Origin of the sequence: Parvibaculum sp. (assembly GCF_030651915.1) — a bacterium.
In the GTDB taxonomy this organism is placed as follows: Bacteria; Pseudomonadota; Alphaproteobacteria; order Parvibaculales; family Parvibaculaceae; genus Parvibaculum.
Map to the genome: position 1 here is coordinate 235,979 of NZ_JAUSBV010000002.1, position 21,700 is coordinate 257,678.

General features: G+C 63.0%; 20 protein-coding genes. 5 read left to right on the forward strand and 15 right to left on the reverse strand.

Features of this window, described 5'->3' with window-relative positions; genetic code table 11:
* Nucleotides 1-66: 66 nt before the first annotated feature.
* From Q7V31_RS01595 to Q7V31_RS01605, 3 genes are read left to right on the forward strand one after another with little or no spacing between them, the layout of a single operon-like run.
* Nucleotides 67-1,809, forward strand: a complete 1,743-nt coding sequence (locus Q7V31_RS01595; RefSeq protein WP_304732056.1) for a tetratricopeptide repeat-containing sulfotransferase family protein — start codon at nt 67-69, stop codon at nt 1,807-1,809.
* A gap of 7 nt (nt 1,810-1,816) precedes the next feature.
* Nucleotides 1,817-2,503, forward strand: coding sequence for a response regulator transcription factor (locus Q7V31_RS01600; RefSeq protein ID WP_304732058.1), 687 nt, complete (start codon nt 1,817-1,819; stop codon nt 2,501-2,503).
* Nucleotides 2,504-2,536: 33 nt separating this feature from the next.
* The gene (locus Q7V31_RS01605) at nt 2,537-2,911 is read left to right on the forward strand and encodes a nuclear transport factor 2 family protein (RefSeq protein ID WP_304732060.1); all 375 of its coding nucleotides are present in this window, start codon (nt 2,537-2,539) and stop codon (nt 2,909-2,911) included.
* Here Q7V31_RS01605 and Q7V31_RS01610 read toward each other — a convergent pair.
* Nucleotides 2,908-3,369: a thioesterase family protein gene (locus Q7V31_RS01610; protein ID WP_304732062.1), complete on the reverse strand. Its 462-nt coding sequence runs from the start codon at nt 3,367-3,369 to the stop codon at nt 2,908-2,910. The two genes, Q7V31_RS01605 and Q7V31_RS01610, sit on opposite strands and share 4 nt — an antisense overlap.
* 101 nt (nt 3,370-3,470) lie before the next feature.
* On the opposite strand from Q7V31_RS01610, the gene Q7V31_RS01615 reads away from it, so the two are divergent.
* Nucleotides 3,471-3,965: a cyclic nucleotide-binding domain-containing protein gene (locus tag Q7V31_RS01615; RefSeq protein ID WP_304732064.1), complete on the forward strand. Its 495-nt coding sequence runs from the start codon at nt 3,471-3,473 to the stop codon at nt 3,963-3,965.
* Entirely contained in the window at nt 3,958-4,437 is a 480-nt protein-coding gene (locus Q7V31_RS01620) for a PaaI family thioesterase (RefSeq protein ID WP_304732066.1), read from the forward strand. The genes Q7V31_RS01615 and Q7V31_RS01620 overlap by 8 nt, the downstream gene beginning before the upstream one ends.
* On the opposite strand, the gene Q7V31_RS01625 is transcribed toward Q7V31_RS01620, so the two are convergent.
* The 14 genes from Q7V31_RS01625 to Q7V31_RS01690 form a co-directional block, all read right to left on the reverse strand.
* Nucleotides 4,428-5,078, reverse strand: a complete 651-nt coding sequence (locus Q7V31_RS01625) for a TetR/AcrR family transcriptional regulator (protein WP_304732068.1) — start codon at nt 5,076-5,078, stop codon at nt 4,428-4,430. The genes Q7V31_RS01620 and Q7V31_RS01625 overlap by 10 nt on opposite strands.
* 216 nt (nt 5,079-5,294) lie before the next feature.
* Complete coding sequence (locus Q7V31_RS01630; protein WP_304732070.1) at nt 5,295-6,101, reverse strand: exodeoxyribonuclease III; 807 nt, start codon at nt 6,099-6,101, stop codon at nt 5,295-5,297.
* Nucleotides 6,102-6,131: 30 nt separating this feature from the next.
* On the reverse strand, nt 6,132-6,755 hold the full coding sequence (locus tag Q7V31_RS01635) for a hypothetical protein (RefSeq protein ID WP_304732072.1): 624 nt from the start codon (nt 6,753-6,755) through the stop codon (nt 6,132-6,134).
* 477 nt (nt 6,756-7,232) lie between these two features.
* Entirely contained in the window at nt 7,233-8,615 is a 1,383-nt protein-coding gene (locus tag Q7V31_RS01640; RefSeq protein WP_304732073.1) for an aspartate aminotransferase family protein, read from the reverse strand.
* 168 nt (nt 8,616-8,783) lie between these two features.
* On the reverse strand, nt 8,784-9,062 hold the full coding sequence (locus tag Q7V31_RS01645) for a hypothetical protein (protein ID WP_304732074.1): 279 nt from the start codon (nt 9,060-9,062) through the stop codon (nt 8,784-8,786).
* Nucleotides 9,063-9,064: 2 nt separating this feature from the next.
* Nucleotides 9,065-10,447 carry a glutamine synthetase family protein gene (locus Q7V31_RS01650; RefSeq protein WP_304732075.1) on the reverse strand — a complete coding sequence of 461 codons (1,383 nt, stop codon included), beginning with the start codon at nt 10,445-10,447 and terminating at the stop codon, nt 9,065-9,067.
* On the reverse strand, nt 10,383-11,279 hold the full coding sequence (locus Q7V31_RS01655; protein ID WP_304732076.1) for a gamma-glutamyl-gamma-aminobutyrate hydrolase family protein: 897 nt from the start codon (nt 11,277-11,279) through the stop codon (nt 10,383-10,385). Before Q7V31_RS01655 ends, Q7V31_RS01650 begins: the two co-directional genes overlap by 65 nt.
* Nucleotides 11,280-11,361: 82 nt before the next feature.
* A complete protein-coding gene (locus tag Q7V31_RS01660) occupies nt 11,362-12,063 on the reverse strand; it encodes an outer-membrane lipoprotein carrier protein LolA (RefSeq protein WP_304732077.1) in 702 nt (233 codons plus the stop codon).
* Between the two features lie 97 nt (nt 12,064-12,160).
* Nucleotides 12,161-14,728, reverse strand: coding sequence for a DNA translocase FtsK 4TM domain-containing protein (locus tag Q7V31_RS01665; protein WP_370690618.1), 2,568 nt, complete (start codon nt 14,726-14,728; stop codon nt 12,161-12,163).
* Nucleotides 14,729-14,832: 104 nt separating this feature from the next.
* On the reverse strand, nt 14,833-16,065 hold the full coding sequence (locus Q7V31_RS01670; protein ID WP_304732079.1) for an aminotransferase class I/II-fold pyridoxal phosphate-dependent enzyme: 1,233 nt from the start codon (nt 16,063-16,065) through the stop codon (nt 14,833-14,835).
* Between the two features lie 235 nt (nt 16,066-16,300).
* Nucleotides 16,301-17,551 (reverse strand): ammonium transporter, encoded by a 1,251-nt coding sequence (locus tag Q7V31_RS01675; RefSeq protein WP_304732080.1) that lies wholly within the window; start codon nt 17,549-17,551, stop codon nt 16,301-16,303.
* A gap of 437 nt (nt 17,552-17,988) precedes the next feature.
* Nucleotides 17,989-19,332 carry an ammonium transporter gene (locus tag Q7V31_RS01680; protein ID WP_304732081.1) on the reverse strand — a complete coding sequence of 448 codons (1,344 nt, stop codon included), beginning with the start codon at nt 19,330-19,332 and terminating at the stop codon, nt 17,989-17,991.
* A 65-nt stretch (nt 19,333-19,397) separates the two neighbouring features.
* Complete coding sequence (locus Q7V31_RS01685; protein WP_304732499.1) at nt 19,398-19,736, reverse strand: P-II family nitrogen regulator; 339 nt, start codon at nt 19,734-19,736, stop codon at nt 19,398-19,400.
* Nucleotides 19,737-20,086: 350 nt separating this feature from the next.
* Nucleotides 20,087-21,424: an ammonium transporter gene (locus Q7V31_RS01690; RefSeq protein WP_370690619.1), complete on the reverse strand. Its 1,338-nt coding sequence runs from the start codon at nt 21,422-21,424 to the stop codon at nt 20,087-20,089.
* Nucleotides 21,425-21,700 lie beyond the last annotated feature (276 nt).

Here is a 21,700-nt window from a genome sequence, read left to right on the forward strand (position 1 = left end):
GGTCCGGCCGCCGGTCTTCCGGCAGACGGACAGGCAAATGGTTTCCGGCCTGGCGCCGCGCAGGCTATGCCGCCCGCGCCCGACGACATTGTCCGGTTGCTGCAACTGGGCGGGGCCCATCTCGCCGCCGGCCGCCTCGATCACGCCGGGCAGGCGGCGGCGCATGTTCTGAAAATCGAACAAAAAAACCCCGATGCCCTGCATCTGCTGGGTCTGGTCGCGCTCGGAAAGGGCGATGCCGCAAATGCCGAAAAGCTGATTGCGACAGCCGCCGCGCTCATGCCCCGACATGTCAATGTCTGGGTCAATCTCGGGAATGCGCAACGGGACCAGGGCAGGGCCGATGAGGCGTTGATCGCTTATCGGCGGGCAGAAGCGCTCAATCCGGCCTATCCGGATATTTTTCTCAACCGCGGCATTCTCTACCGGGACAGCGCGGACTATGCGGCCGCCATCGTCGAGTTTGAAAAGCTCATCGAGCTCGTGCCCGACAATGCCGGATCCTATCTGCGCGCGGCGTCTGCGGCGACGGATGCCGGACGCTTTCGCGACGCGCTGGCGTATTTGCTGCGCGCCACCGAACGCTTGGCCAACATTCCATTGCCGCTCGCCACAACCCTCTCGGCGACATATGAGCGGCTCGGCGATCTCGATGACGCGCTTGCCTGGGCCGACAAGGCGCTTGCCATCGACGCGGCAAGCGGCGGCGCGCTGGCCGTCTGGTCCAAGGCAAGGCGCCGCCTGCACAAGGGCGACAAGACGGTGCTTGCCGAATGCCGCGCCCGGCTCGCGGCCCTCGACCTCAGAAAGGTGACGGTGAACGATGCGCGGCTCGTCTCTTCGGAGCTGGCGCAGATTTGTCACGACACCGGCGACATCGATGCGTCGTTCGGTTATTTCACACAGCAAAACGACCATACGTCGCGTCTGCCCAGTCTCGGTCAAGTCAACCGTTCGGCTTTCATCGACGAGGTTCAGGCTCTCATCGACACTTACACGAAAGACTTTGTGTCGAGCTGGCAGCCGCTGCCCGCGTGCGGTGTTGAGCCGGGTCATGCGGCAGCGCCGGTCTTCATGGTCGGATTTCCGCGTTCGGGCACGACGCTTCTCGACCAGATTTTCGATGCGCATCCGCAAGTTCAGGTCTTCGAAGAGCAGCCCTTCCTGCGCGCCGTCAGAAAGTCGATCGCCGGCTATCCGCAGTCGCTCGCGACCATGGATGAGGGCAGGCGCGCAGCAGCACGCGGCGTCTACTGGAACGAGCTGCGTGTCGCCGGCGCCGACCTTGAAGGCAAGACGGTTGTCAGCAAGATGCCGCTCGATATCGTTCACGCCGGTCTCATCCATCGGGTGTTTCCGGAGGCGCGCATCGTCTTTGCCTTGCGTCATCCGGCGGACTGCGTGTTGTCCTGCTTCATGCAGGACTTCATACCGAACGGCGCGATGCTGAATTTTCTGACGCTCGATGGCTCGGCGCGGTTTTACGAACGGGTGATGACGCTCTGGCAGAAGTACAGGGCGCTGTTGCCGCTCAGGGTGCATGAGGTCCGCTATGAGAGCCTCATCGCCGATTTGCGTGGCGAGATCGAACCGGCGCTCGAATTTCTTGGATTGCCGTGGCGTGAGGCTGTCAGCGATCCGGCCGCGCATGCGCTGGCGCGCGGGACGATCAAGACGCCTTCCTATTCGCAGGTGACGCAGCCCATCTATTCCAGTGCGGCTGACCGCTGGCGGCGATACGAAAAGCATATGCGCCCCGTCATGCCGATCCTCGAAGCGCATATCGAGCGCTTTGGTTATTCTCAATGAAGGCTGCATGAGCGCGATCAAAAAGATTCTCGTTGTCGACGACGATGACGCGCTGCGGACGGCGCTTGTCGAACAGCTCGATCTTCACGAGGAGTTTTCCTGCTCTACCGCGCCGACAGCGGCGGTGGCGCTTGACCACGTTCGCAGCGGGCATGTCGATCTGGTGCTGCTCGATGTCGGGCTGCCCGATATGGACGGGCGCGAGGCCTGCCGGCTGATGCGCAAGGCGGGTGTCAAGGCGCCGATCATCATGTTAACGGGCGCCGACGCGGATTCCGACACGATCCTCGGTCTCGATGCCGGCGCGAACGACTACGTGACCAAGCCGTTCCGCTTTGGCGTGTTGCTGGCGCGTATCCGGGCGCATTTGCGCAGCCACGAGCAGAGCGAGGACGCGATCTTCAAGATCGGCCCCTACTCGTTCCGCCCGAGCGCCAAGCTGCTGGTCGATGAGCAGGAAAAGAAGGTTCGGTTGACCGAAAAGGAAACATCGATCCTCAAATATCTCTATCGCTCCGGCGCCAAGGTTGTCGGGCGCGACGTGTTGCTGGCCGAAGTCTGGGGATACAACTCCGGCGTCACGACACACACGCTGGAGACGCATATCTACCGGTTGCGTCAGAAGATCGAAAAAGATCCATCGAATGCCGAAATCCTGGTGACGGAAACGGGCGGCTACCGGCTGGTTCCCTGACAAAGGGCGTGGGCTGAAAAAATGGGGGTCGGCATGGACGGCGAAGCGCTTCTTGTTGCGGAAAGATTCTTTCATGCGATCGAAGCAGGCGATGCCGAGGCGATCGCGCGCATCTATGCACCGGATGCCTGCATCTGGCACAATTTCAGCCAGCGCGAGCAGACGGTCGAAGAAAATCTCAAAGTCCTGCGATGGATGGCGCACAAGCTGCCGGACCGGCGCTACGAGGTGTTGCGGCGGGTTGCCATCCCCGGGGGCTTCATGCAACAGCATGTGGTGCGCGGCATGCTTGCCGATGGTGCCGATTTTGCGATGCCGGCTTGCGTCATCTGCCTTGTCGAGGATGGACGCATCACGCGGCTCGAAGAATATCTCGACCCGGCCCAGGCGGCCGTGTTGTCGGCTTAGTCCCCTTCGACGCGGGCGGTCGGTCTGTAAGCAATGATGAATTGTGGCGGCATGCGCGTCGCGCGGCCGGTTTCAATATCGATGCATACGAAATCCGAAAGACCGCGCAGCAAGGTTGTTCCGGTCTCGGCATTGACCATCTGGAAGCGACGGCGTAAGCGCAACCGGCCGTCATTTCCGGTGATCCACGTGGCAACGAGAACGCGCTGGCCTTCATGGCTCGCCGCCAGATATTCAAGCTCGTGGCGGCGCACGACCATGCCGCGATTGAGGCGCTTGTAGACGGCGAAGTCGAGCCCGAGTGCCTTCGAATGCTCCCAAGCGGTTTTCGCCATCCATTGCAGATAGACGACATTGTTTGTGTGCTGAAAGTCGTCGATGTGCTGCGGCTCGACCGTCACTTCGTGGATGAAGGGGTCTGGCCAGTCCCAGGCGATCGGGGAAGTCGGCGAAGCCATTGCGGATGCTCCATTTCAGGGTTTGCACTTCTTAGCGGCGCCGCCGCCCAAGCGCAAATCGGGACTTTGGCGCGGACCCGCGCCTCCGCTATGCTCGGCCCATGAGCCTCGAACCCGCCATTGCCCTGCTGAAACGTCTCGAGCTGTTCTCGGGCCTCGATCCGGTGCGGCTTGAAGTTCTGACCTTCACCTGTGAGCGGCGCGAATATGCGCCAGGGGCGACGCTTTTCGAAGCGGGCGACGAGGCCGATTGCGCCTTTCTCATTCTTGATGGTGAGGCGGCGATGCTGGCGCGGAACGAGAGCGGTGCAGCGCAGGCACTTCGTCTCGAGAGCGGCGACCTCATCGGCGAAACGGCATTGTTCGAGCCGCGGCGGCGCTTGACGACGGTGCGCGCGGTTTCGTCGCTTCTCGTGTTGCGGATCGGTCGCGACATGTTTCAGCGGTTGATCGGCGAGTTTCCCGAGATGGCCGGGGCCGTTGCTTCCCGGCTTGCCGAACGGCTCTCGACGCTCGGCGATGAGCTCTCGGCCCTTGGCGGGCGGCTTGAAGGAAATCAGAACGGGACAAAAAGGGGCAGAGGTATCGATGAGTGAGAAAGACGTGAAAGCCAAGCACGAGTGGCCGCCGAATATCCAGGCGGTGTTCAAACGCATGGCGCCGGCCAGTCGCTATCTCGGTCTCGAAATTCTCGATGCCGATCGCGAAAAGCGAATCGTGACGGTGGCATTCAATGCCGGTCCGGAGCTTTGCAACATGTGGGGTGGCATTCAGGGCGGCATGGTGGCGGCGATGCTCGACGATGTGATGAGCCTCGCCATCGGTCTCGATCTCGAATGGGGCCAGATTTCGCCGACACTGGAGCTGAAGGTTTCGATGCTGACGCCGGCACGGCCGGGACGCATTCTCGGCATGGGGCGCGTCATCAAGCGCGGCAAGTCGGTTGGCTTTATCGAAGGCGAGTTGACGTCGGAAGACGGCAAGCTCATCGCGACCGCAAGTTCGACGGCGACTTTCGTGACGCTGAAGAAGAAAGAGGCACCGGCAGGCGGCGCTGTTCAGGCGTAGGCCTTCTTTGCGAAGAAAGTGCGTGCGGCGGGCGTCAGGTGCGTGTTGAAGAGCGCGAAGTGGTGGCGGATGCCGGCATTGAGCGCGGCCTTGTCGAGTTTCACGACGCGGCGCGTCTCGCGCAGAAAGCTCGGCCAGTATCGGATCACCATCCAGACATTGTCGGCCAGCGCCGTCAGTTCGTCGTCCGGCATGTCGAGTTGGCCGGCCTTGATCATGTGACGGAAGAATCGCACCAGCATGGTCGTCGTCATCTCGTAGATGCGATGAACGCGTTCTTCGAGCTCGGGCGAGGTGCGGCCGTATTCGGCCTGGTCGCGATAGAGGAACTGATAGGTCCAGACTTCCTCGAAGACCATGCGATTGAAGAGCGCATAGGCTTCGAGCACCGTCTCCGGCGTCGACTGGATTGCGAGGCGCCTGTCGATCAACACAAAGAGCGCCAGCTGGTGCGCGCGCACGAGGTCGCGCTTGGTGCGGAAGTGATACCAGAGGTTGCCTTCCGAGATGCCGACTTCTTCGGAAATGCGCGCCGTCGTCACGGCGTCATAACCGTGTTCGTTGAAGAGGCGGAGGCTCGCGGCAAGGATTCGTTCCTTGGTTCCGGGGGCCGCCAGACCGGGTTTTGCTCTTTTTGTCATCAAACTGTCAAAAAACTGTCACATATGAACGTAGCGGCATGCTTGTCACAAGCTGAAGCTGCCCTCTTGCCGGTATAGGGTCAACACCCTATTATAGGGTTTCTACCCTAATAAAAGACCGGCGTGGAGAGGTCCCGACCTTTCCAAAACCGGCAACGGTAGGAACCCCAGGAGCGGACGGCGGCGAGGTCTTCACCCCCAAGGCTGGCCCCCCAGCTAGAGCCTCAGCGTCGCGAGTACCGGCGCATGGTCCGACGTCCGCTCCCACCCCCGCGCTTCCTTCAGCACTTTCATCGAGACCGGCGCGTCGGCGAGCGCCGGCGTTACCCAGATGTGATCGAGGCGGCGGCCGCGATCGGCGGCGAGCCAATCCTTGGCGCGGTAGCTCCACCAGGAATAGAGCTTCTCGGTGTCCGGCACGAAGCGGCGCATCACGTCGACCCAGTCGTGCGAGGCGTAGAGTTCGTTCATCAGGTCGACTTCGACCGGCGTGTGGCTGACGATCTTCAACAACTGCTTGTGCGACCAGACGTCGTGTTCGAGCGGCGCAATGTTGAGGTCGCCGACCAGCACCATGCGGTTTTTCGACTTCGTCTTGTGCCCTTCATAGAGGCGCGTCATCTCACGAACAAAATCGAGCTTGTGCGCGAATTTCTCGTTGATTTCGGGATCAGGCTCGTCGCCGCCGGCCGGCACATAGAAATTGTGGACGCGCAACCCGCCCGGAATGTCGAGATCGGCGGCGAGGTGACGGCAGTCACCTTTTTTGCAAAACTCCCGCGCCTCGATCTTCTTGAAGGGAATGCGGCTGGCGATGGCGACGCCGTGATAGCCCTTCTGGCCGTTGATCGCGACATGCTCATAGCCGGCCTTCTTGATTGCCTTCAACGGAAAGGCGTCGTTGACGCATTTGATTTCCTGCAGGCAGAGCACGTCGGGCTTCTCCTGTTTCAGCAGGCGCTCGACCAGTTCGATCCGCAAGCGGACGGAGTTGATATTCCAGGTGGCGATTTTGAGATTCACGGGGGGTCTGTCCGATCTGGCAGGTGGCGTTCAGAAAATATTGAGCGTCAAGCCGGCAATGCCGATGGGCCAGCGGCCGCGCGCAAAGAGCGAAAACTTGCGGCGAAAGGGATGATCGTCGTCGGCCTCGACAATCAGCGCCAGTGCGGCGCCATGAGCGGCATGCAGGGCCGCGCCAGCGGCGGCGTTCAGCAGTTCCTCGTCCTCGACCTCCCAGAAGGCGGCCGCGTCGCGCACCGCGCTGCCGATGCGTTCGCCGAGCAATGCCGAGACATGCGTCATCGCGATCGATAGCCCGTCCTCGCTGACGCGTTCCAGCGCGTCGGCAGCGAGGCTTGCGCGCAAGCCTTCTTCGGCTTCCCAATGAACCGGTTCGAAGTCGAGCGTTTCGGCAGCGTCGGCGGCTTCGGCCCAGTCGCGCAGGCGGGCGACCTCGGCATCGGGAAAGCCCAGACCGTCGAGCCAGGAACGCGCCAATGCGCGTGTCTCGGCATCGAGCGGGCGGCCGAGTTTCGAGAACCACGGCATATTGACCGCTTCCTCGGCAAAGGCGCGCAGGCCTGCGAGAATCGGGATCTCCGCTTCAAGCCGCGTCAGCTCGGCGTCGGAAATCGTCAGATGCGGCTCGGCGGATTCGTCGAAAAGGCGCGCCATGAAATTTTCTTCAAAGGGATGCGTGACGGCGCGAGTCGCGCCGGGGCGGAGCTTAGCGGCTCAAGGTGGCGGGGCGCAAAAAAGTTGCGCCCCGTAATCTCATTTCAAAGAAAGCGGGGCGCAAAAAAGTTGCGCCCCGCCTGGGGGGAGGCGAGGCGCAACCGCGCTGTTCGCGCGTGGCGCCGGGAGGGGAAGAACCGGCGCTAAAGGGGGCTTGGAGCGCCGCAACGGGTGAACGGGGGGCAGATCACCCGGGCGGCTTTCAGCTCGGCCCTCATGCATCACTAAATAGGTTCGCCCGGGCCGACCTTCAATATGGTTCATTTACATTCGTAAACTGCAAATTGATCCAGGCGCGCGCGGGATAAAACCTTTTGAGAACAAGGCGTTGCGGCCGATGACACAAGGCGCCGGCCGGCCGCCCCGATGCGGCCGTTTGCCGCATCGGCTGGCCTGACGTGCCGCCGGCGCGGCCGGTCAGGCGACGCCGAGATCCTTCGCCGTCAGGTCGATGCAGCGGCGGGCGAGGGTGAAAAGCTCATCCAGTTCGCTCCCGGTGATCGTCAGCGGCGGGCTCAGCACCATGGTGTCGCCAATGGCGCGCATGATGAGGCCGTTGGCAAAGCAGTGATTGCGGCAGATCGCGCCGACGGTACCGAGATCGGGGAATTTCTCGCGGGTCTTGCGGTTCTTCACAAGCTCGATGGCGCCGAGAAGACCGACACCGCGCGTGCCGCCCACCAGCGGATGATCGCCCAGCTCGGCGAGACGTTTCTGGAAATGCGCGCCGGTGGCGCCGCCCGCCTTTTCGACCAGCTTTTCCTTCTGGATGATCTCGAGATTGGCGAGTGCGACGGCACAGGCGACCGGGTGGCCGGAATAGGTGAAGCCGTGCGACCACTCCTCGTCGGAATTGAAGACGACATCGCCGACGCGCTTTCCGAGGCCGACGGCGGCGATCGGCTGATAGCCCGACGACAGGCCCTTGGCCATGTTGATCATGTCGGGCTCGATGCCGAAAGTGTCGGAGCCGAACCAGTTGCCGGTGCGGCCGAAGCCGCAGATCACTTCATCGACATGCAGCAGCACATCGTATTTCCTGCAGATGCGCTGGATCTCGGCCCAGTAGTTCGGCGGCGGGATAATCAGGCCACCCGCGCCCTGCACGGGCTCGGCGACAAAGGCGGCGACATTCTCGGCACCGAGCTCGAGAATTTTTTCTTCAAGGCTGCGCGCGGTGATCAGGCCGTGTTCTTCCGGCGTACGCTCGCCGCCTTCGGCGAACCAGTCCGGACATTCGACATGAACGAAGCCCGGCATCGGCAGGTCGGATTGCGGGTGCATATGGGTCAGGCCCGACAGCGACGCCGCCACCATGGTCACGCCGTGATAGGCCTTCTTGCGGGCGATGAAGATCTTCTTGTCGGGCTTGCCCTGCAGGTTCCAGAAATAGCGGATGATCTTGACCGCGCTGTCATTTCCTTCGGAACCCGAATTGGCAAAGAAGAAGCGATCGATGCCCTTGGGGCAGACTTCCGAAAGTTTCTGCGACAGTTCGGCCGCGTAGGGATTGGTCGTCTGGAAGAAGTTGTTGTAGTAGGACAGTTCCTTCAGCGCCTTGTAGCCGGCCTGCGCCAGTTCCTCGCGGCCATAGCCGACCTGCACGCACCAGAGACCGGCCATGCCGTCGATGAGACGCGCGCCTTCGGAATCGTAAAGGTAGACGCCTTCGGCATGGGTGATGACACGCGCGCCCTTCGCGGCGAGATCCTTGTGCGTGGTGAAGGGGTGGAGGTGATGGGCGGCGTCCATCTCCTGCCAGCGTTTGGTCTGATTTGAAATCGTTGCGGTCTGCGACATGAAAGTGCTCCGTATCCGAACGGCTGATGGGATTGTGTCGGAAAGCGCGGACGGAAGTCCGCGCGAGGAGCTGCGCTATGGGTTGTAGCCGATGCGCGCGCAGAGGATTAGAAGTTCGTGCTTCTGTCCCCGGTTCATATGCAGACAAGTGCGGAACATATGGGCATTCTACACAAAGGCCATGAAAGAAGCCAGAACCCCCGCCAATGCGACGGGCGTCAGCATGATTGACACGGCCCAACCGGCTCGAAATCGATCAAATTGCTTCCACGCCAATGCGGGTGCGACAATACAAAAAACAGGCAAAGCCAGCACGGGCGCTATGGTTAGCCACTGCAGGCCGCCTGCCATTCCGGATACGGCCAATGCGGCGCCAAGCAGATAGAGCGCTGGCAGGAAGATCACCAAGTTGATAACGGTGCCAGTCCAGAGTAGCGCCCGCATCATCCTCACACGTTCAGCAACAAATGCTCGCGTTCCCAGGCCGAGATCACCTGCTGATAGGCCTCATGTTCGGTCAGCTTGACGTCCATGTAGACCTGCACGAAATCCTGGCCGAGCACTTCCTTCAGTTCAGACGAGGTGCGCAGATTGTCGAGGGCGTCGAGGAGATGGCGCGGCAGGGCGTAGCGCTTGCTGTCATAGGCATTGCCGGTCATTTCCTTGGTCGGCTTCAGATCGTTGATCATGCCGATGTAACCGCAGGCCAGCGAGGTGGCGATGGCGAGGTAAGGATTGGCGTCGGCGCCCGGCACGCGGTTTTCGATGCGGCGGCCGTTGCGCTTGGCCTCCGGCACGCGCAGGCCCACCGTGCGGTTTTCGTGGCCCCAATGGGTGTTGATGGGGGCGGCGTGGTCGCGGACGATGCGGCGGTAGGAATTGACGTTGGGCGCAATCAGCGCCATCGCGTCGGGCAGGAATTTCTGCAAGCCGGCGATATAGGCGAGGAAGAGTTTGGTGTCCTTGCCCTGTTTGGTCGCGAAGAGATTGTCGCCGGTCTCGTTGTCGACGATCGACTGGTGGATATGCATGGCGCTGCCGGGCTCGCCCTCATAGGGTTTGGCCATGAAGGTCGCATAGATGCCGTGGCGCAGCGCCGCCTGACGCATGGTGCGCTTGAAGAGGAAGGCCTGATCGGCGATTTCAAGCGGGTCGCCATGGTCGAAATTGATCTCGACCTGGGCGGCGCCCGATTCATGGATCAGCGTATCGATGTCGAGATCCTGCGCCTCGCAGAAATCGTACATGTCCTCGAAGATCGGATCGAATTCGTTGACCGCGTCGATGCCGTAGGACTGGCGCGCGGTTTCCTGACGGCCATTGGCGCCGACCGGCGGCTCCAGCGGATAGTCGGGGTCGATATTCTTGGCCGCCAGATAAAATTCGATCTCGGGCGCGACGACGGGTTGCCAGCCTTTTTCGTCGAAGAGCGCCAGCACGCGCTTCAACACGTTGCGCGGCGCGATCGGCACCGGGCGGCCGTCGCGATAATTCGCATCGCAGATAATCTGCGCCGTCGGCTCGTCGTACCAGGGCACGATACGCACGGTCGTGGGATCGGGATCGAGGATGATGTCGGGTTCGATGTCGCCCAGGAAATCGCTGTCGACATAATCGCCGGTCACCGTCTGGCCGAAAATCGATTCCGGCAGTTTCAGCGAACGTTCGTTGAGGCCGGTGACAAACTTCCGTGTCGGGATGATCTTGCCACGCGCAATGCCGGCCATGTCCGAGACCATGCATTCGACCTCGGTGATGCGGCGGTCCTTAAGCCACTTGACCAGGTCTTCCGTGCTGCCGACCTTCTCCGTCTTTTCCTCGCCCATCGCCATGGGGCACCTTGCTTTCCTGTGTCGCCGTGTTGTTCGCGGATGCTTCGCGCACCGCGTCTCCGAATGCCCGGAACAATTTTTGCGAAACCGGGTTTTCCCAATAGCGCCATTCCGGATGCCATTGTACGCCGAGCGCAAAGGCCCTGGCGTTCGTTACGCGCATTGCCTCGATCGTGCCGTCGGCGGCGCGACCCTCAATGGTCAGGCCGGGCCCGAGTTTCGCGACGCCCTGGCCGTGCAGCGAATTGACCTCGATCACCGGCTGGCCGATGAGCCGTTCGAAGACCCCGCCCGGTGTCAGCGTCACCTCATGCGCGGGGCCGTACTGGATTTCGAGCGGGTCGTCCTTCGCCTCGCGATGATCGAGGCGCGGCGCGAAACCTTCCTCGCCCGGCTCTTCCTGCAGATGCTGATGAAGCGTGCCGCCAAAGGCGACATTCAATTCCTGAAAGCCCCGACAGACGGCGAAGAAGGGTACGCCGCGCGCCACACAGGCGCGAATGAGGTCGAGGGTCAAGGCATCGCGCTGGCGATCGAGCAACACGCCCTCGCGCGGCGGTGAGCCACCGTAAATGTCCGGGTGGACATTCGAGTGCGAGCCGGTCAGGAAAATCCCGTCGCAGAGCGCAAAGATGTCATCGAGATCGGCGGCGGTGTCGACCGGCGCACGGGGCACCGGCAGCAGCACGGGCTGGCAGTCCGCACCACCATCCACGGCGGCGATGTATTTTTCGCCGACGGCATGGAAAGGATGCGGCCCCAGCATCTTGACGTCGCAAGGCACGCCGACAATCGGGCGCCGCTTCGCGGGGTTCAGGGATTTCCGGGTCATGCCGGATCAAATTACCACGTCTGACCCCTGCGTGGTCAAGGCGCAGCGACCGCGCGCTGTCGAGTATATTCGACGGAAATGCTTATCTCTTGCCGCCGATCGCGGGGCGTTGCTCGTCGCGCAGGGTAAAGAGCGCATTGTCGGCGCGGATGCCCGATTGGACATTGCGTAGCGCCACCGTCGTTTGCAGGCCCTGCGCGTCGGTGACGACCCATTGGCGGAGTTGCAGGTTGGGCTGGTCGAAAATCAGCGTGATCTGGCCCGGCGCTTCGCCGGCGCGGTCGGCCAGCGTGATCAGCAATGCGCCGGGCTGGCTCTCGACATTGAGAACCCGGGCGCTTCTGGCGAGGTCGACATCGGCGGCAAGGAAGAGGCTCAGCGGTGTCGACGCGATCGGGTAGCGCTGCGCGGGCGAGGCGCTGTCCTTGACGGCGACCCAGGTGCCGTCGGCCACGACCAGCAAATTCTCCGGGGGCTGATATTCGAAACGCAGGCGGCCGGGGCGGCGCAGATAGAATTTTCCTTCGGCGACCGAGCCGTCGGGGCCGAGCTGCAGAAAGTCACCCTGCATGTTTTCCAGTGCCGCCAGATAGGCGCTCGCCGCCGCAAGCGCGGCGTCGTCGCCCTGGGCCGCCGAGGCGGCATCCGTGGTCTCGGCGCGCGCGCTGCCACCGGCGCTGACAAAGGCCAGAAACAGCATGCCCAAGCCGGCCACAGCTGCGGCGAAAAGCATGCCCTGACGGCGGCGGCGGTTTTGTTCGATATCTCTCATGACCGTAAACATGGGCAACCTTTGTGGCGAAATCTGGAGGCTGGCAGGGCGTTTTGGCGACCTTGTCTTATCGGAACATTAACGACCCGCCGTCGGGGTTCCGTCGCAATCAGCGCTCGCCGACCAGAACCTCGCGCTTTCCCTGATGATTGGGCGGGCTGACCACGCCCTGTTCTTCCATAAGCTCGATCAGCCGCGCGGCGCGGTTATAGCCGATCTGCAAGCGACGCTGGATGTAGCTGGTCGAGGCGCGCTTGTCGCGGGCGACGATGGCCACAGCCTTGTCGTAGAGATCGTCGCCTGAACCGGGGCTGTCGAAGGCGAAGGGATCGCCGCCCTCGTCTTCCTCGGCGGTGATCGCTTCGAGATATTCGGGCACGCCCTGCTTCTTCAGGAAGGTCACGACTTTCTCGACTTCCTCGTCGGAGACGAAGGGGCCGTGGACGCGGCGGATGCGGCCGCCGCCGGCCATGTAGAGCATGTCGCCCTGGCCGAGCAATTGTTCGGCGCCCTGTTCGCCGAGGATCGTGCGGCTGTCGATCTTCGATGTCACCTGGAAGGAAATGCGGGTCGGGAAGTTCGCCTTGATGGTGCCGGTGATGACGTCGACGGAGGGACGCTGCGTTGCGGTGATGATGTGGATGCCGGCGGCGCGGGCCATCTGCGCGAGGCGCTGGACGGCGGCTTCGATCTCCTTGCCGGCGACCATCATCAGGTCGGCCATTTCGTCGACGATGACGACGATGAAGGGCATGGGCGCAAGGTCCATTTCCTCTTCCTCGTAGATCGCCTCGCCCGATTCGCGGTCGAAGCCGGTCTGCACGGTGCGCACCAGCACCTCGCCGCGGGCGTTCGCCTCGGAGACGCGGGTGTTGTAACCGTCGATATTCCGTACACCGACTTTCGACATCTTGCGGTAGCGGTCTTCCATTTCCTTGACGACCCATTTCAGCGCCACGACGGCCTTTTTGGGCTCGGTGACGACGGGGGCCAGGAGATGGGGAATGCCGTCATAGACGCTGAGCTCCAGCATCTTGGGATCGATCATGATCAGTTTGCACTGGTCGGGTGAGAGCCGGTAAAGCAGCGACAGGATCATCGTGTTGATGCCGACCGATTTGCCGGAGCCGGTGGTGCCGGCGATCAGCAGATGCGGCATGCGCGTCAGATCCGACAGCACCGGCTCGCCGCCGATATTCTTGCCGAGCGCCAGCGTCAGCTTCGATCCGGAATTCTCGTAGTCGCGGCTTTCGAGCAATTCGCGCAGATAGACCATTTCGCGGCGCGCATTGGGCAGCTCGATGCCGATAACGTTGCGGCCCGGCACGACGGCGACGCGGGTCGAGACGGCGCTCATTGAACGAGCGATATCGTCGGCGAGCGAAATGACGCGCGAGGACTTGATGCCGGGCGCGGGTTCGAGTTCGTAGAGCGTGACGACCGGACCGGGGCGCACCGAAATGATTTCGCCCTTGATGCCGAAATCGTCGAGCACGGATTCAAGCAGGCGGGCGTTTGCCTGCAGTGCGTCGTCGGTCAGCTTGGCGGTCAGGGCCGGCGGCTTCGGTTTGGTGAGCAGGCTCAGCGGTGGCAGTTGATAGTCGCCGGCCGGTTCCAGCTGCAGTTTCGGTTGCGCCTCGCGCGCGGCGCGGTTCGACGGCTTCAGCGGTTTTGTGTCGCTACGCGCAACGCGCGGGCCGGGCCGGTCGATTTTCGGTTCAACGCGCTCCTCGATGGCGCGCGCATCGCGCGCCTCGCGGCGGCGGGCGCGCCGTTCAGCCGCACTTTCAGCCGGGCCGCGCTGGCCGAAGCCGCCGCGGGCGCCTGCGCGAGCGGCATCGATTTCTTCCTGCGACAGCGGCGCATAGTCGCCGCGCCGCAACAGGCGATCGAGCCCGTCGGTCAGCCGGTCGCCAATTTCCCAGACGAGAATGCGCAAACGGCTCGGCTCGACATCTGGCCGGTGGGGACGGGCGAGCGGCTCTTCCGCGCCGGCGCGGCGCCGCGGCCGGGCGCCCGAGGCGTAGCGGCGTTCTTCCTCGGCGACGATATTCGCCTTGCGCAGGTCGCGCAGCCAGATGGCGGCTGCTTTCAGATCGGCAAACGAGATGTCGGTTGCAAACAGGATCAGGAAAAAGACGATCGGTGCCGTCAGCAGCGCTGTCAGCGCCCAGGCCAGCGCCTCAACCGTGAAGGGCGAAAAAATGCTGAAGCCCAGCGTGGCGAGACCGTCGCCGAGCAAGCCGCCAAGGCCGAGCGCCAGCGGCCAGAAGGCGAAGTGCGGCATGGCGCTGAGCGCCATGGCGGCGAAAAGCGTGGCGGCAAGCCATGCGGCGACACGCAGGGCCAGCCAGCTGGTACCGCGATGCGCGAAGGCGCGCGCGCCCCAGACAAAACAGGGGAGCAACAGCAGCAGGCAGGCAAGGCCGAGCGCGTTCAGAAGAATGTCGGCGACATAGGCACCGGGCAGGCCCATCCAGTTGCCGGGCGGGCGGGTTGTCGCATTGTTGAGGCTCGGATCGTCGATCGACCAGCTCAGCACCGCGAGCAAGCCGAAGGTGCCGAGGGCAAGGAGCGCAACGCCCAGCCCTTCGAAGACGCGGCGCGCCAGAAAAGCCTGCAACGCCGGCGGCAGATAGGCGAGCGGGTTGACGAGCCAACTCCTCACGCGCTGCATCCTCCGATGGCCCCTCGGGGCTTCCTGCTTCCGGGAGCCGTTCCCCGGACGCATCTTGCTCTTCTTCGCTGCGGGCTTGCGGCCGGCCCGCGTCAAGGCACCGATCACAGGACCTCCGCCATGCGGGCCAGTGCCTCTTCGGTTTCGCCGATCCCGTCGACCAGCGCGACGCGAATATAGGCCGCGCCGGGATTGCCCGGTGGACCGTAAGGTGAATCTTCGCGCGAGAGATAGGCGCCCGGCAACACTTTCACGCCGGCCTTGGCCCAGAGCTCACGCGCTGCCCGTTCTCCGTCGCCGACATCGAGCCAGAGAAAGAAGCCGCCGGGTGGCCGGTAGAAGCCGAAACGATTGCCGAAGACGCGTTCGGCTGCGTCAATCTTGGCGCGGTAGAGATCGCGATTGACCGCGGCATGGGCATCGTCGGCCCAGCAGGCCGCGCTGGCGGCCATCAGCGGCAGCGGCACCTGCGGGGCGGCAATGTTGCGGAAATTGCGAAAGCGGGTCATCAGGGCGCGGCCGCCGGCGCAGAAGCCGGAGCGCAGGCCCGGCAGACTCGAGCGCTTTGACAACGAGTGAAAGACGATCAGATCGGCGAAAGGGTCGCCTTGCCCCCGGCTTGCCGCGAGCGCCGCCTGCAGCGCGCCTGCCGGCGGCTTGCGGTCGTAGATGTCGGCATAGCATTCGTCGATTGCCAGCACGATGCCGTGGCGGCGGGCCAGGGCGATGAGCTGCGTCAGGTAATCATGGCTTGCGACCGCGCCTTGCGGGTTGGCGGGCGAGCAGAAATAGATCATCGCGGTGCGGGCCAGCAGTTCTTCAGGCAGCGCCTCGAAATCGGGCATGAAGCCGGTCTCTCTGGTGGCCGCCACATAGACCGGCTCGGCGCCTGCCGCCAGCGCGGCGGCGGCGTAGCACTGATAGAAGGGGTTCGGCATCAGGATTGCCGGGCGCTGCCCGCGTTTTTCGGGCGGGGTGGCGACCAGGGCGATATTGAACAGCGCCTCACGGGTGCCATTGACCGGCAGGATCTGAATGTCGGGATCGAGGCCTGCGTCCTTGCCGATGGCCTCGCCGATGCCATAGCGGCGAGCAAGCCAGCCGGCGGCCGCGGCGCGAAATTCGGCGGTTCCGATAATCGGCGGATATTTGCCGAAAAGGCCCGCATGGCGGTTGATTTCATCGATCACAAAGGACGGAAAAGCGTGCTGCGGCTCGCCCAGCGACATGACGAGCGGCGGCTTGCCGGGCGCCAGGCCCTCGATCAGCGCGTTGAGGCGCGGAAAGGGGCTGTCGGGCAGGCTGTCGAAACGGGAGGCGGCGGCACTGTCCGTCATGAATCTCGCGCGGGGTCCGGGGTCCGGCCTTGAGGAAATCGGCGGGTCCCGATGGTTAAGCGTCTTGAGCTGGCGCGATCTTAGCGGTGGCGGTCAGGTGGGTCCAGTGGCGCGGCGTGTCGCACCCGGTGGAAAAAGCTGTGGAATTCCCGCGCCTTATCCACACAATTGCAAGCAAATCATTAACCATTGGTTAATAGTCCGGGGTGGCAGCGCGCCGCCCCGGACTGCGATGTCAACGAACCGGGATCTCGGATTCCGGGTTGGCGCCGATGCTGTGAATCGAGAGATCGGCGCCGCGGTGCTCTTCTTCGCGGGTCAGGCGGATGCCGGTGACCAGTTTCAGGCCGCCATAGACGACGAAGCCAAGGGCGGCCGCATAGATGACGCCAGCCAGCGAGCCGATGAGCTGGCTGATGAAGCTGACGCCACCAAGGCCGCCGAGTTCCGCCATGCCGAATATGCCCGCCGCTATGCCGCCCCAGAGGCCGCAAAGCCCGTGCAGCGGCCAGACGCCAAGCACGTCGTCGATGCGCAGGCGGCGCTGGCAGAAGTCGAACATGATGACGAACAACGCGCCGGCGACCGCGCCGACGACCAGTGAGCCGACCGGATGCATGATGTCGGAACCGGCACAGACGGCCACAAGACCGGCCAGCGCGCCGTTGTGAATGAAGCCCGGATCGTTCTTGCCGACGACGAGGGCCGCCAGAATGCCGCCTGCCATGGCCAGCACCGAATTCATCGCGACCAGGCCCGAGATGCCTTCCAGCGACTGGGCCGAAACCACGTTGAAGCCGAACCAGCCGATGCAGAGCAACCAGGATCCAAGTGCCAGCCACGGGATCGAGGAAGGCGGAAAGCCGATCAGCTTGCCGTCCGCCGTGTAACGGCCGACGCGGCGGCCGAGCATGATTACGGCCGCAAAGGCCAGCCAGCCGCCGACGGCATGAACGACGATCGAGCCGGCAAAATCGTGGAAGGGCGCGCCAAAAGCGGCCTCGAGCCAGTCCTGAAAGCCCCAGTTGCCGTTCCAGACGAGGCCCTCATAGAAGGGATAGACCAGACCGACGATGATCGCAGTGGCGACGGCTTGCGGCCAGAAGCGGGCGCGCTCGGCGATGCCGCCCGAAATGATTGCCGGAATGGCGGCCGCAAAGGTCAGAAGAAAGAAGAACTTCACCAGATCGACGCCTTGCGGGCCATAGCTGGAGCCCTCGGTGGCGCCGCTCAACTCGGCGGCGCTGACCAGGAAGTCGACGCCATAGGCGACGCTGTAGCCGATGAAGAAATAGCTGACCGTCGAGACGGCGAAATCGGCCAGAATCTTGACCAGCGCATTGACCTGGTTCTTGTGCCGCACCGTGCCGACTTCGAGAAAGGCGAAGCCCGAATGCATCGCGAAAACCAGAATGGCGCCCATCAGAATGAAAAAGACGTCGCCGCCGGCGCCGAGACCGGCGCTTGCGCTTTCGATCGGATCCATGAGGGATCTCCCTGTTCGTTGCCACCGAACGCCCGGGCGAATTCCCCCGCCGGGCGACTGAGGGCCGTTGCCGGCATTTTTCTTCAGCGCCCTGCCCAATCAAGAGGCATGCCATCGCCATGCTGCTTTGAAGGGCAGCTTCAATCAAGGACTTAGCATGATGCGGGTGGCCGGTAGCGCGCGACAGCGCCTAGCGATTGACCACGCTTCATAGGCAATGGGCCTAAATATTATGCAGATAATGAGAATGATAGGAAATGCTGGACAGGCACGATGTGCGGTCCGTCGGCTCGGGCAAAAATGGAGCCCGGCAGGGGGGACCTACCGGGCTCCTAGGTTCGCCGCCGACGCCCCGGTTTGGTGGCAGAGGGCGCCGGCGGCTGCGGGAGGAGAGCGGCGGCCCGAGGGGGAGGCCGCCGCGCCCATGTGCCGAACGTCTAGTTGGTCACGAACTCGGGATAGGCCTCGATACCGATCTCGGCCTTGTCCATGCCCATATGTTCCTCTTCCTCGCTGGCGCGGATGCCGATGGTGACGCGCAGCGCCAGCCAGAGCACAAGACTTGTCAGCGCGACGAAGAGACCGATCGAGACGACGCCCGTCGCCTGAATGGCGAAGCTCGTGTCCGCATTGGTCAGCGGCACGGCCATCGTGCCCCAGATGCCGGCGAAGAGATGGACCGGAATGGCACCCACCACGTCGTCGATATGGAGCTTGTCGAGGAGCGGCACCGTCAGCACGACGATGACGCCGCCGATGGCGCCGATGCCGAGCGCCCAGCCGAGCGTCGGCGTCAGCGGTTCGGCGGTGATCGAGACGAGACCGGCAAGCGCGCCGTTCAACGCCATGGTGATGTCGACCTTCTTGTAGAGAAGCTGCGTCAGCGCCATCGCCGCCACCACACCGCCGGCGGCGGCCATGTTGGTGTTGATGAAGATGGTCGCCACCGCGTTTGCGTCCGCAATGGTGCCCAGCGCAAGCTGCGAGGCGCCGTTGAAGCCGAACCAGCCCAGCCAGAGAATGAAGGTGCCAAGCGTCGCCAGCGGCATCGAGGAACCAGGCATCGGATTGATGCCTCCGCCCTTGATGTATTTGCCGAGGCGCGGACCGAGGATGATCGCGCCCATCAGCGCGGCCCAGCCGCCCGTCGAGTGAACGATCGTCGAACCGGCGAAGTCGGAGAAGCCCATTTCGCTGAGCCAGCCACCGCCCCACTGCCAGGAACCCTGGATCGGGTAGATGAACCCGGTCAGGAAAACCGTGAAGAGGAGGAAGGGCCAGAGCCGAATGCGCTCGGCCAGCGTGCCCGAGACGATCGATGCGGCGGTCGCCACGAAGACCATCTGGAAGTACCAGTCGGAGGCCGAGGAATAACCGGTGCCGTCTTCGGCGACGCCACCCGAATCGTCGACACCCCAGAGACCCAGCGAGCCGATATAGCCGCCATCGACGCCGTCATACATCAGGTTGTAGCCGACAAGGTAGTAGAGGATGCCGGCGATCGAGTAGAGGCTGATGTTCTTGGTGCATTGCATGGCGACGTTTTTCGAACGTACCAGGCCGGCTTCGAGCATGGTGAAGCCCGCCGCCATCCACATAACGAGGAAGCCGCCGATCAGAAACAGCAGCGTGTTGAAAATATACGCCGTTTCCGGTGCGCTCAGTTCGAACGCCTCTTCCGCGATCTCCTCGACTTCCTGTGCCATCGACGGCACGGTCATTGCCAGTATCGCGAGCCCTGCCATACCTGCCAGGCGTGTGTATCTTCCTACTTTGGTCATCGTTCCTCTCTCATTAGAGGGTTACCGTCCCCGTTACCGCGAAACTTATTCGATCCGTATAGGGATTAAATCGCTTCCCCGTCCGTCTCGCCGGTGCGAATACGCAGCACCTGCTCCACGGAAAGCACAAAAATCTTGCCGTCGCCGATCTGACCGGTCTTGGCAGCGCCGCTGATGGCGGACACGACCGCATCGGCCTGTCCGGTAGCGACCACAATCTCGATCTTCAGCTTGGGCAGAAAGTTCACCGCATATTCAGCGCCGCGGTAAATTTCGGTCTGACCCTTCTGACGGCCGTAGCCTTTGACTTCCGTCACTGTCAGGCCCTGGACTCCGATCGCGGTCAGCGCTTCGCGAACCTCATCCAGCTTGAATGGCTTGATGATCGCCATAACGAGCTTCATTTGAGTTTCCTCTTTGTCTTGCCGCCGGATCGCCTTGTGCGCCCGGCGCGTTGTCTGCCCCACCCCTGCCGCACCCCGCTTGTGCAACGGCCGCACGAATGCGGGCGTGCATCACCAATCAAGAAACGTGCCGCGACTGCGAAGATCAAAAAACAGCCGGACTCGGGCCGATTCTCTTTTGAAGCGCGGCCGTAAAAGCCGGAATGCCTGCGCCGCAGCGCGTTGCTGCACAATTTGTGTGCAGTGTGTTTCCTTGACGGTCAGCCCACGGATCGATCCGACCAAGGCGTCTGCGCATACAAAAAGGGCGCTCCTTGCGGAACGCCCTTTCCGTCGCGGAGAGGCGCGACTTATTGGATGACTTCGCCGTGCTGGCTGATGTCCAGGCCGTCGACTTCCTCCTGCGGCGTTACGCGCAGGCCGAAGAAGATCTTCGTCACCATCAGCAGGACGAAGGTGCCGAGGCCGCAATAGACGATTGTCGCAATAACACCCTTGATCTGGATGCCGACCTGGGCCCAGTTGCCCTCGAGGCCGCCCAGCGGCGTGTCGCCGCCGGTGATCGCCACGGTGGCGAAGACGCCGGTCAGGATCGCGCCGACAATGCCGCCGACCGCGTGGACGCCGAAGACGTCGAGCGCGTCGTCATAGCCGATCGCCCGCTTGATGCTGGTCGAGGCGATGAAGCAGATCACGCCCGAGGCAAGGCCGATCCAGAGCGCGCCCATCGGATCGACGAAGCCGGCCGCCGGTGTGATTGCGACGAGACCGGCAATGGCGCCGGTGGCGAGGCCGAGCAGCGTCGGCTTCCGGTGGACGATCCACTCGGCAAACATCCAGCCGAGCACGGCCGTTGCGGTCGCGATCTGCGTCACTGCCATCGCCATACCGGCGCGGCCGTCGGCGGCGAGTTGCGAGCCGGCGTTGAAGCCGAACCAGCCGACCCAGAGCAGCGCGGCACCGACCATCGTCAGCACGACATTGTGTGGGGCCATGTTTTCCATACCGAAACCCTTGCGAGGGCCGAGCACGAGACAGGCGACGAGACCGGCGATGCCAGCATTGATGTGCACCACCGTGCCGCCGGCGAAATCGAGCACGCCGTCCTCGGCAAGGAAGCCGCCGCCCCAGACCCAGTGGCAGATCGGTGCATAGATGAAGATCACCCACAGCGTCATGAAGACCAGCATGCTGGAAAACTTCATGCGGTCGGCGAAGGCGCCGACGATCAGCGCCGGCGTGATGATCGCAAAGGTCATCTGAAACGTCATGAAGACGCTTTCGGGGATCGTGCCCGTCAGCGCATCGACGGTCAGACCCGACAGGAAAAGATTGTCGAGGCCGCCGACATAGGCGTTCATCGAACCGCCATCGCCAAAGGCCAAGGAGTAGCCGGCCACCATCCAGACCACCGACATCAGCGCGGCGATCGCAAAGACCTGCGCTGCCATGGCGACAACGTTCTTCTTGCGGACCATGCCGCCGTAAAACAGCGCGAGGCCCGGGATGGTCATCAGCAGGACCAGCGCCGTGGCGGTCAGCATCCAGGCCGTGTCACCGGCGCTCAGCTCAACGACCTCCTCCTGGGCTATGGCGCTGCCGGTCATCGCGGCCAGCGCAAACGCGCCGGTGGCGGCGGCAAGCGCGCGCCGGCGGAGAAGCCCCTTTTTTTCAATTTTGTCGGTCATTCGTCTCTCCATGTGCCGCCGGTGGGTCATGCCCCCGGCCTTGTTGCGCGCGGCGCGCCGTCCGTCTCCCCGGCGGGCGGTTTTCCGGCGCTTGGTGGCCTTGTTCTCAAGAAGCATGCCGTTTGTCGTCGTAGATCTATATTGTTGTTTTTATTGCAATATTTTTGTACCCGGCCATGATCGACGTAAGGATTCATACCTGACATGCACATTTCGTAGGCGTATTTTCTTAATTGCCTATTTTTTGACCTATTGGCTTATTGTGAGTTGGCGCCC

Bases quoted from the DNA above. Each gene is read 5' to 3' on its own strand.
- Q7V31_RS01680 (WP_304732081.1), bottom strand. From the start codon at position 19,332: ATGACCAAAGTAGGAAGATACACACGCCTGGCAGGTATGGCAGGGCTC.
- Q7V31_RS01595 (WP_304732056.1), top strand. From the start codon at position 67: ATGCCGCCCGCGCCCGACGACATTGTCCGGTTGCTGCAACTGGGCGGG.
- Q7V31_RS01615 (WP_304732064.1), top strand. From the start codon at position 3,471: ATGAGCCTCGAACCCGCCATTGCCCTGCTGAAACGTCTCGAGCTGTTC.
- Q7V31_RS01690 (WP_370690619.1), bottom strand. From the start codon at position 21,424: ATGACCGACAAAATTGAAAAAAAGGGGCTTCTCCGCCGGCGCGCGCTT.
- Q7V31_RS01650 (WP_304732075.1), bottom strand. From the start codon at position 10,447: ATGGCGATGGGCGAGGAAAAGACGGAGAAGGTCGGCAGCACGGAAGAC.
- Q7V31_RS01620 (WP_304732066.1), top strand. From the start codon at position 3,958: ATGAGTGAGAAAGACGTGAAAGCCAAGCACGAGTGGCCGCCGAATATC.
- Q7V31_RS01670 (WP_304732079.1), bottom strand. From the start codon at position 16,065: ATGACGGACAGTGCCGCCGCCTCCCGTTTCGACAGCCTGCCCGACAGC.
- Q7V31_RS01625 (WP_304732068.1), bottom strand. From the start codon at position 5,078: ATGACAAAAAGAGCAAAACCCGGTCTGGCGGCCCCCGGAACCAAGGAA.
- Q7V31_RS01660 (WP_304732077.1), bottom strand. From the start codon at position 12,063: ATGTTTACGGTCATGAGAGATATCGAACAAAACCGCCGCCGCCGTCAG.
- Q7V31_RS01635 (WP_304732072.1), bottom strand. From the start codon at position 6,755: ATGGCGCGCCTTTTCGACGAATCCGCCGAGCCGCATCTGACGATTTCC.
- Q7V31_RS01655 (WP_304732076.1), bottom strand. From the start codon at position 11,279: ATGACCCGGAAATCCCTGAACCCCGCGAAGCGGCGCCCGATTGTCGGC.
- Q7V31_RS01675 (WP_304732080.1), bottom strand. From the start codon at position 17,551: ATGGATCCGATCGAAAGCGCAAGCGCCGGTCTCGGCGCCGGCGGCGAC.
- Q7V31_RS01645 (WP_304732074.1), bottom strand. From the start codon at position 9,062: ATGATGCGGGCGCTACTCTGGACTGGCACCGTTATCAACTTGGTGATC.
- Q7V31_RS01605 (WP_304732060.1), top strand. From the start codon at position 2,537: ATGGACGGCGAAGCGCTTCTTGTTGCGGAAAGATTCTTTCATGCGATC.
- Q7V31_RS01640 (WP_304732073.1), bottom strand. From the start codon at position 8,615: ATGTCGCAGACCGCAACGATTTCAAATCAGACCAAACGCTGGCAGGAG.
- Q7V31_RS01600 (WP_304732058.1), top strand. From the start codon at position 1,817: ATGAGCGCGATCAAAAAGATTCTCGTTGTCGACGACGATGACGCGCTG.
- Q7V31_RS01610 (WP_304732062.1), bottom strand. From the start codon at position 3,369: ATGGCTTCGCCGACTTCCCCGATCGCCTGGGACTGGCCAGACCCCTTC.
- Q7V31_RS01665 (WP_370690618.1), bottom strand. From the start codon at position 14,728: ATGCAGCGCGTGAGGAGTTGGCTCGTCAACCCGCTCGCCTATCTGCCG.
- Q7V31_RS01685 (WP_304732499.1), bottom strand. From the start codon at position 19,736: ATGAAGCTCGTTATGGCGATCATCAAGCCATTCAAGCTGGATGAGGTT.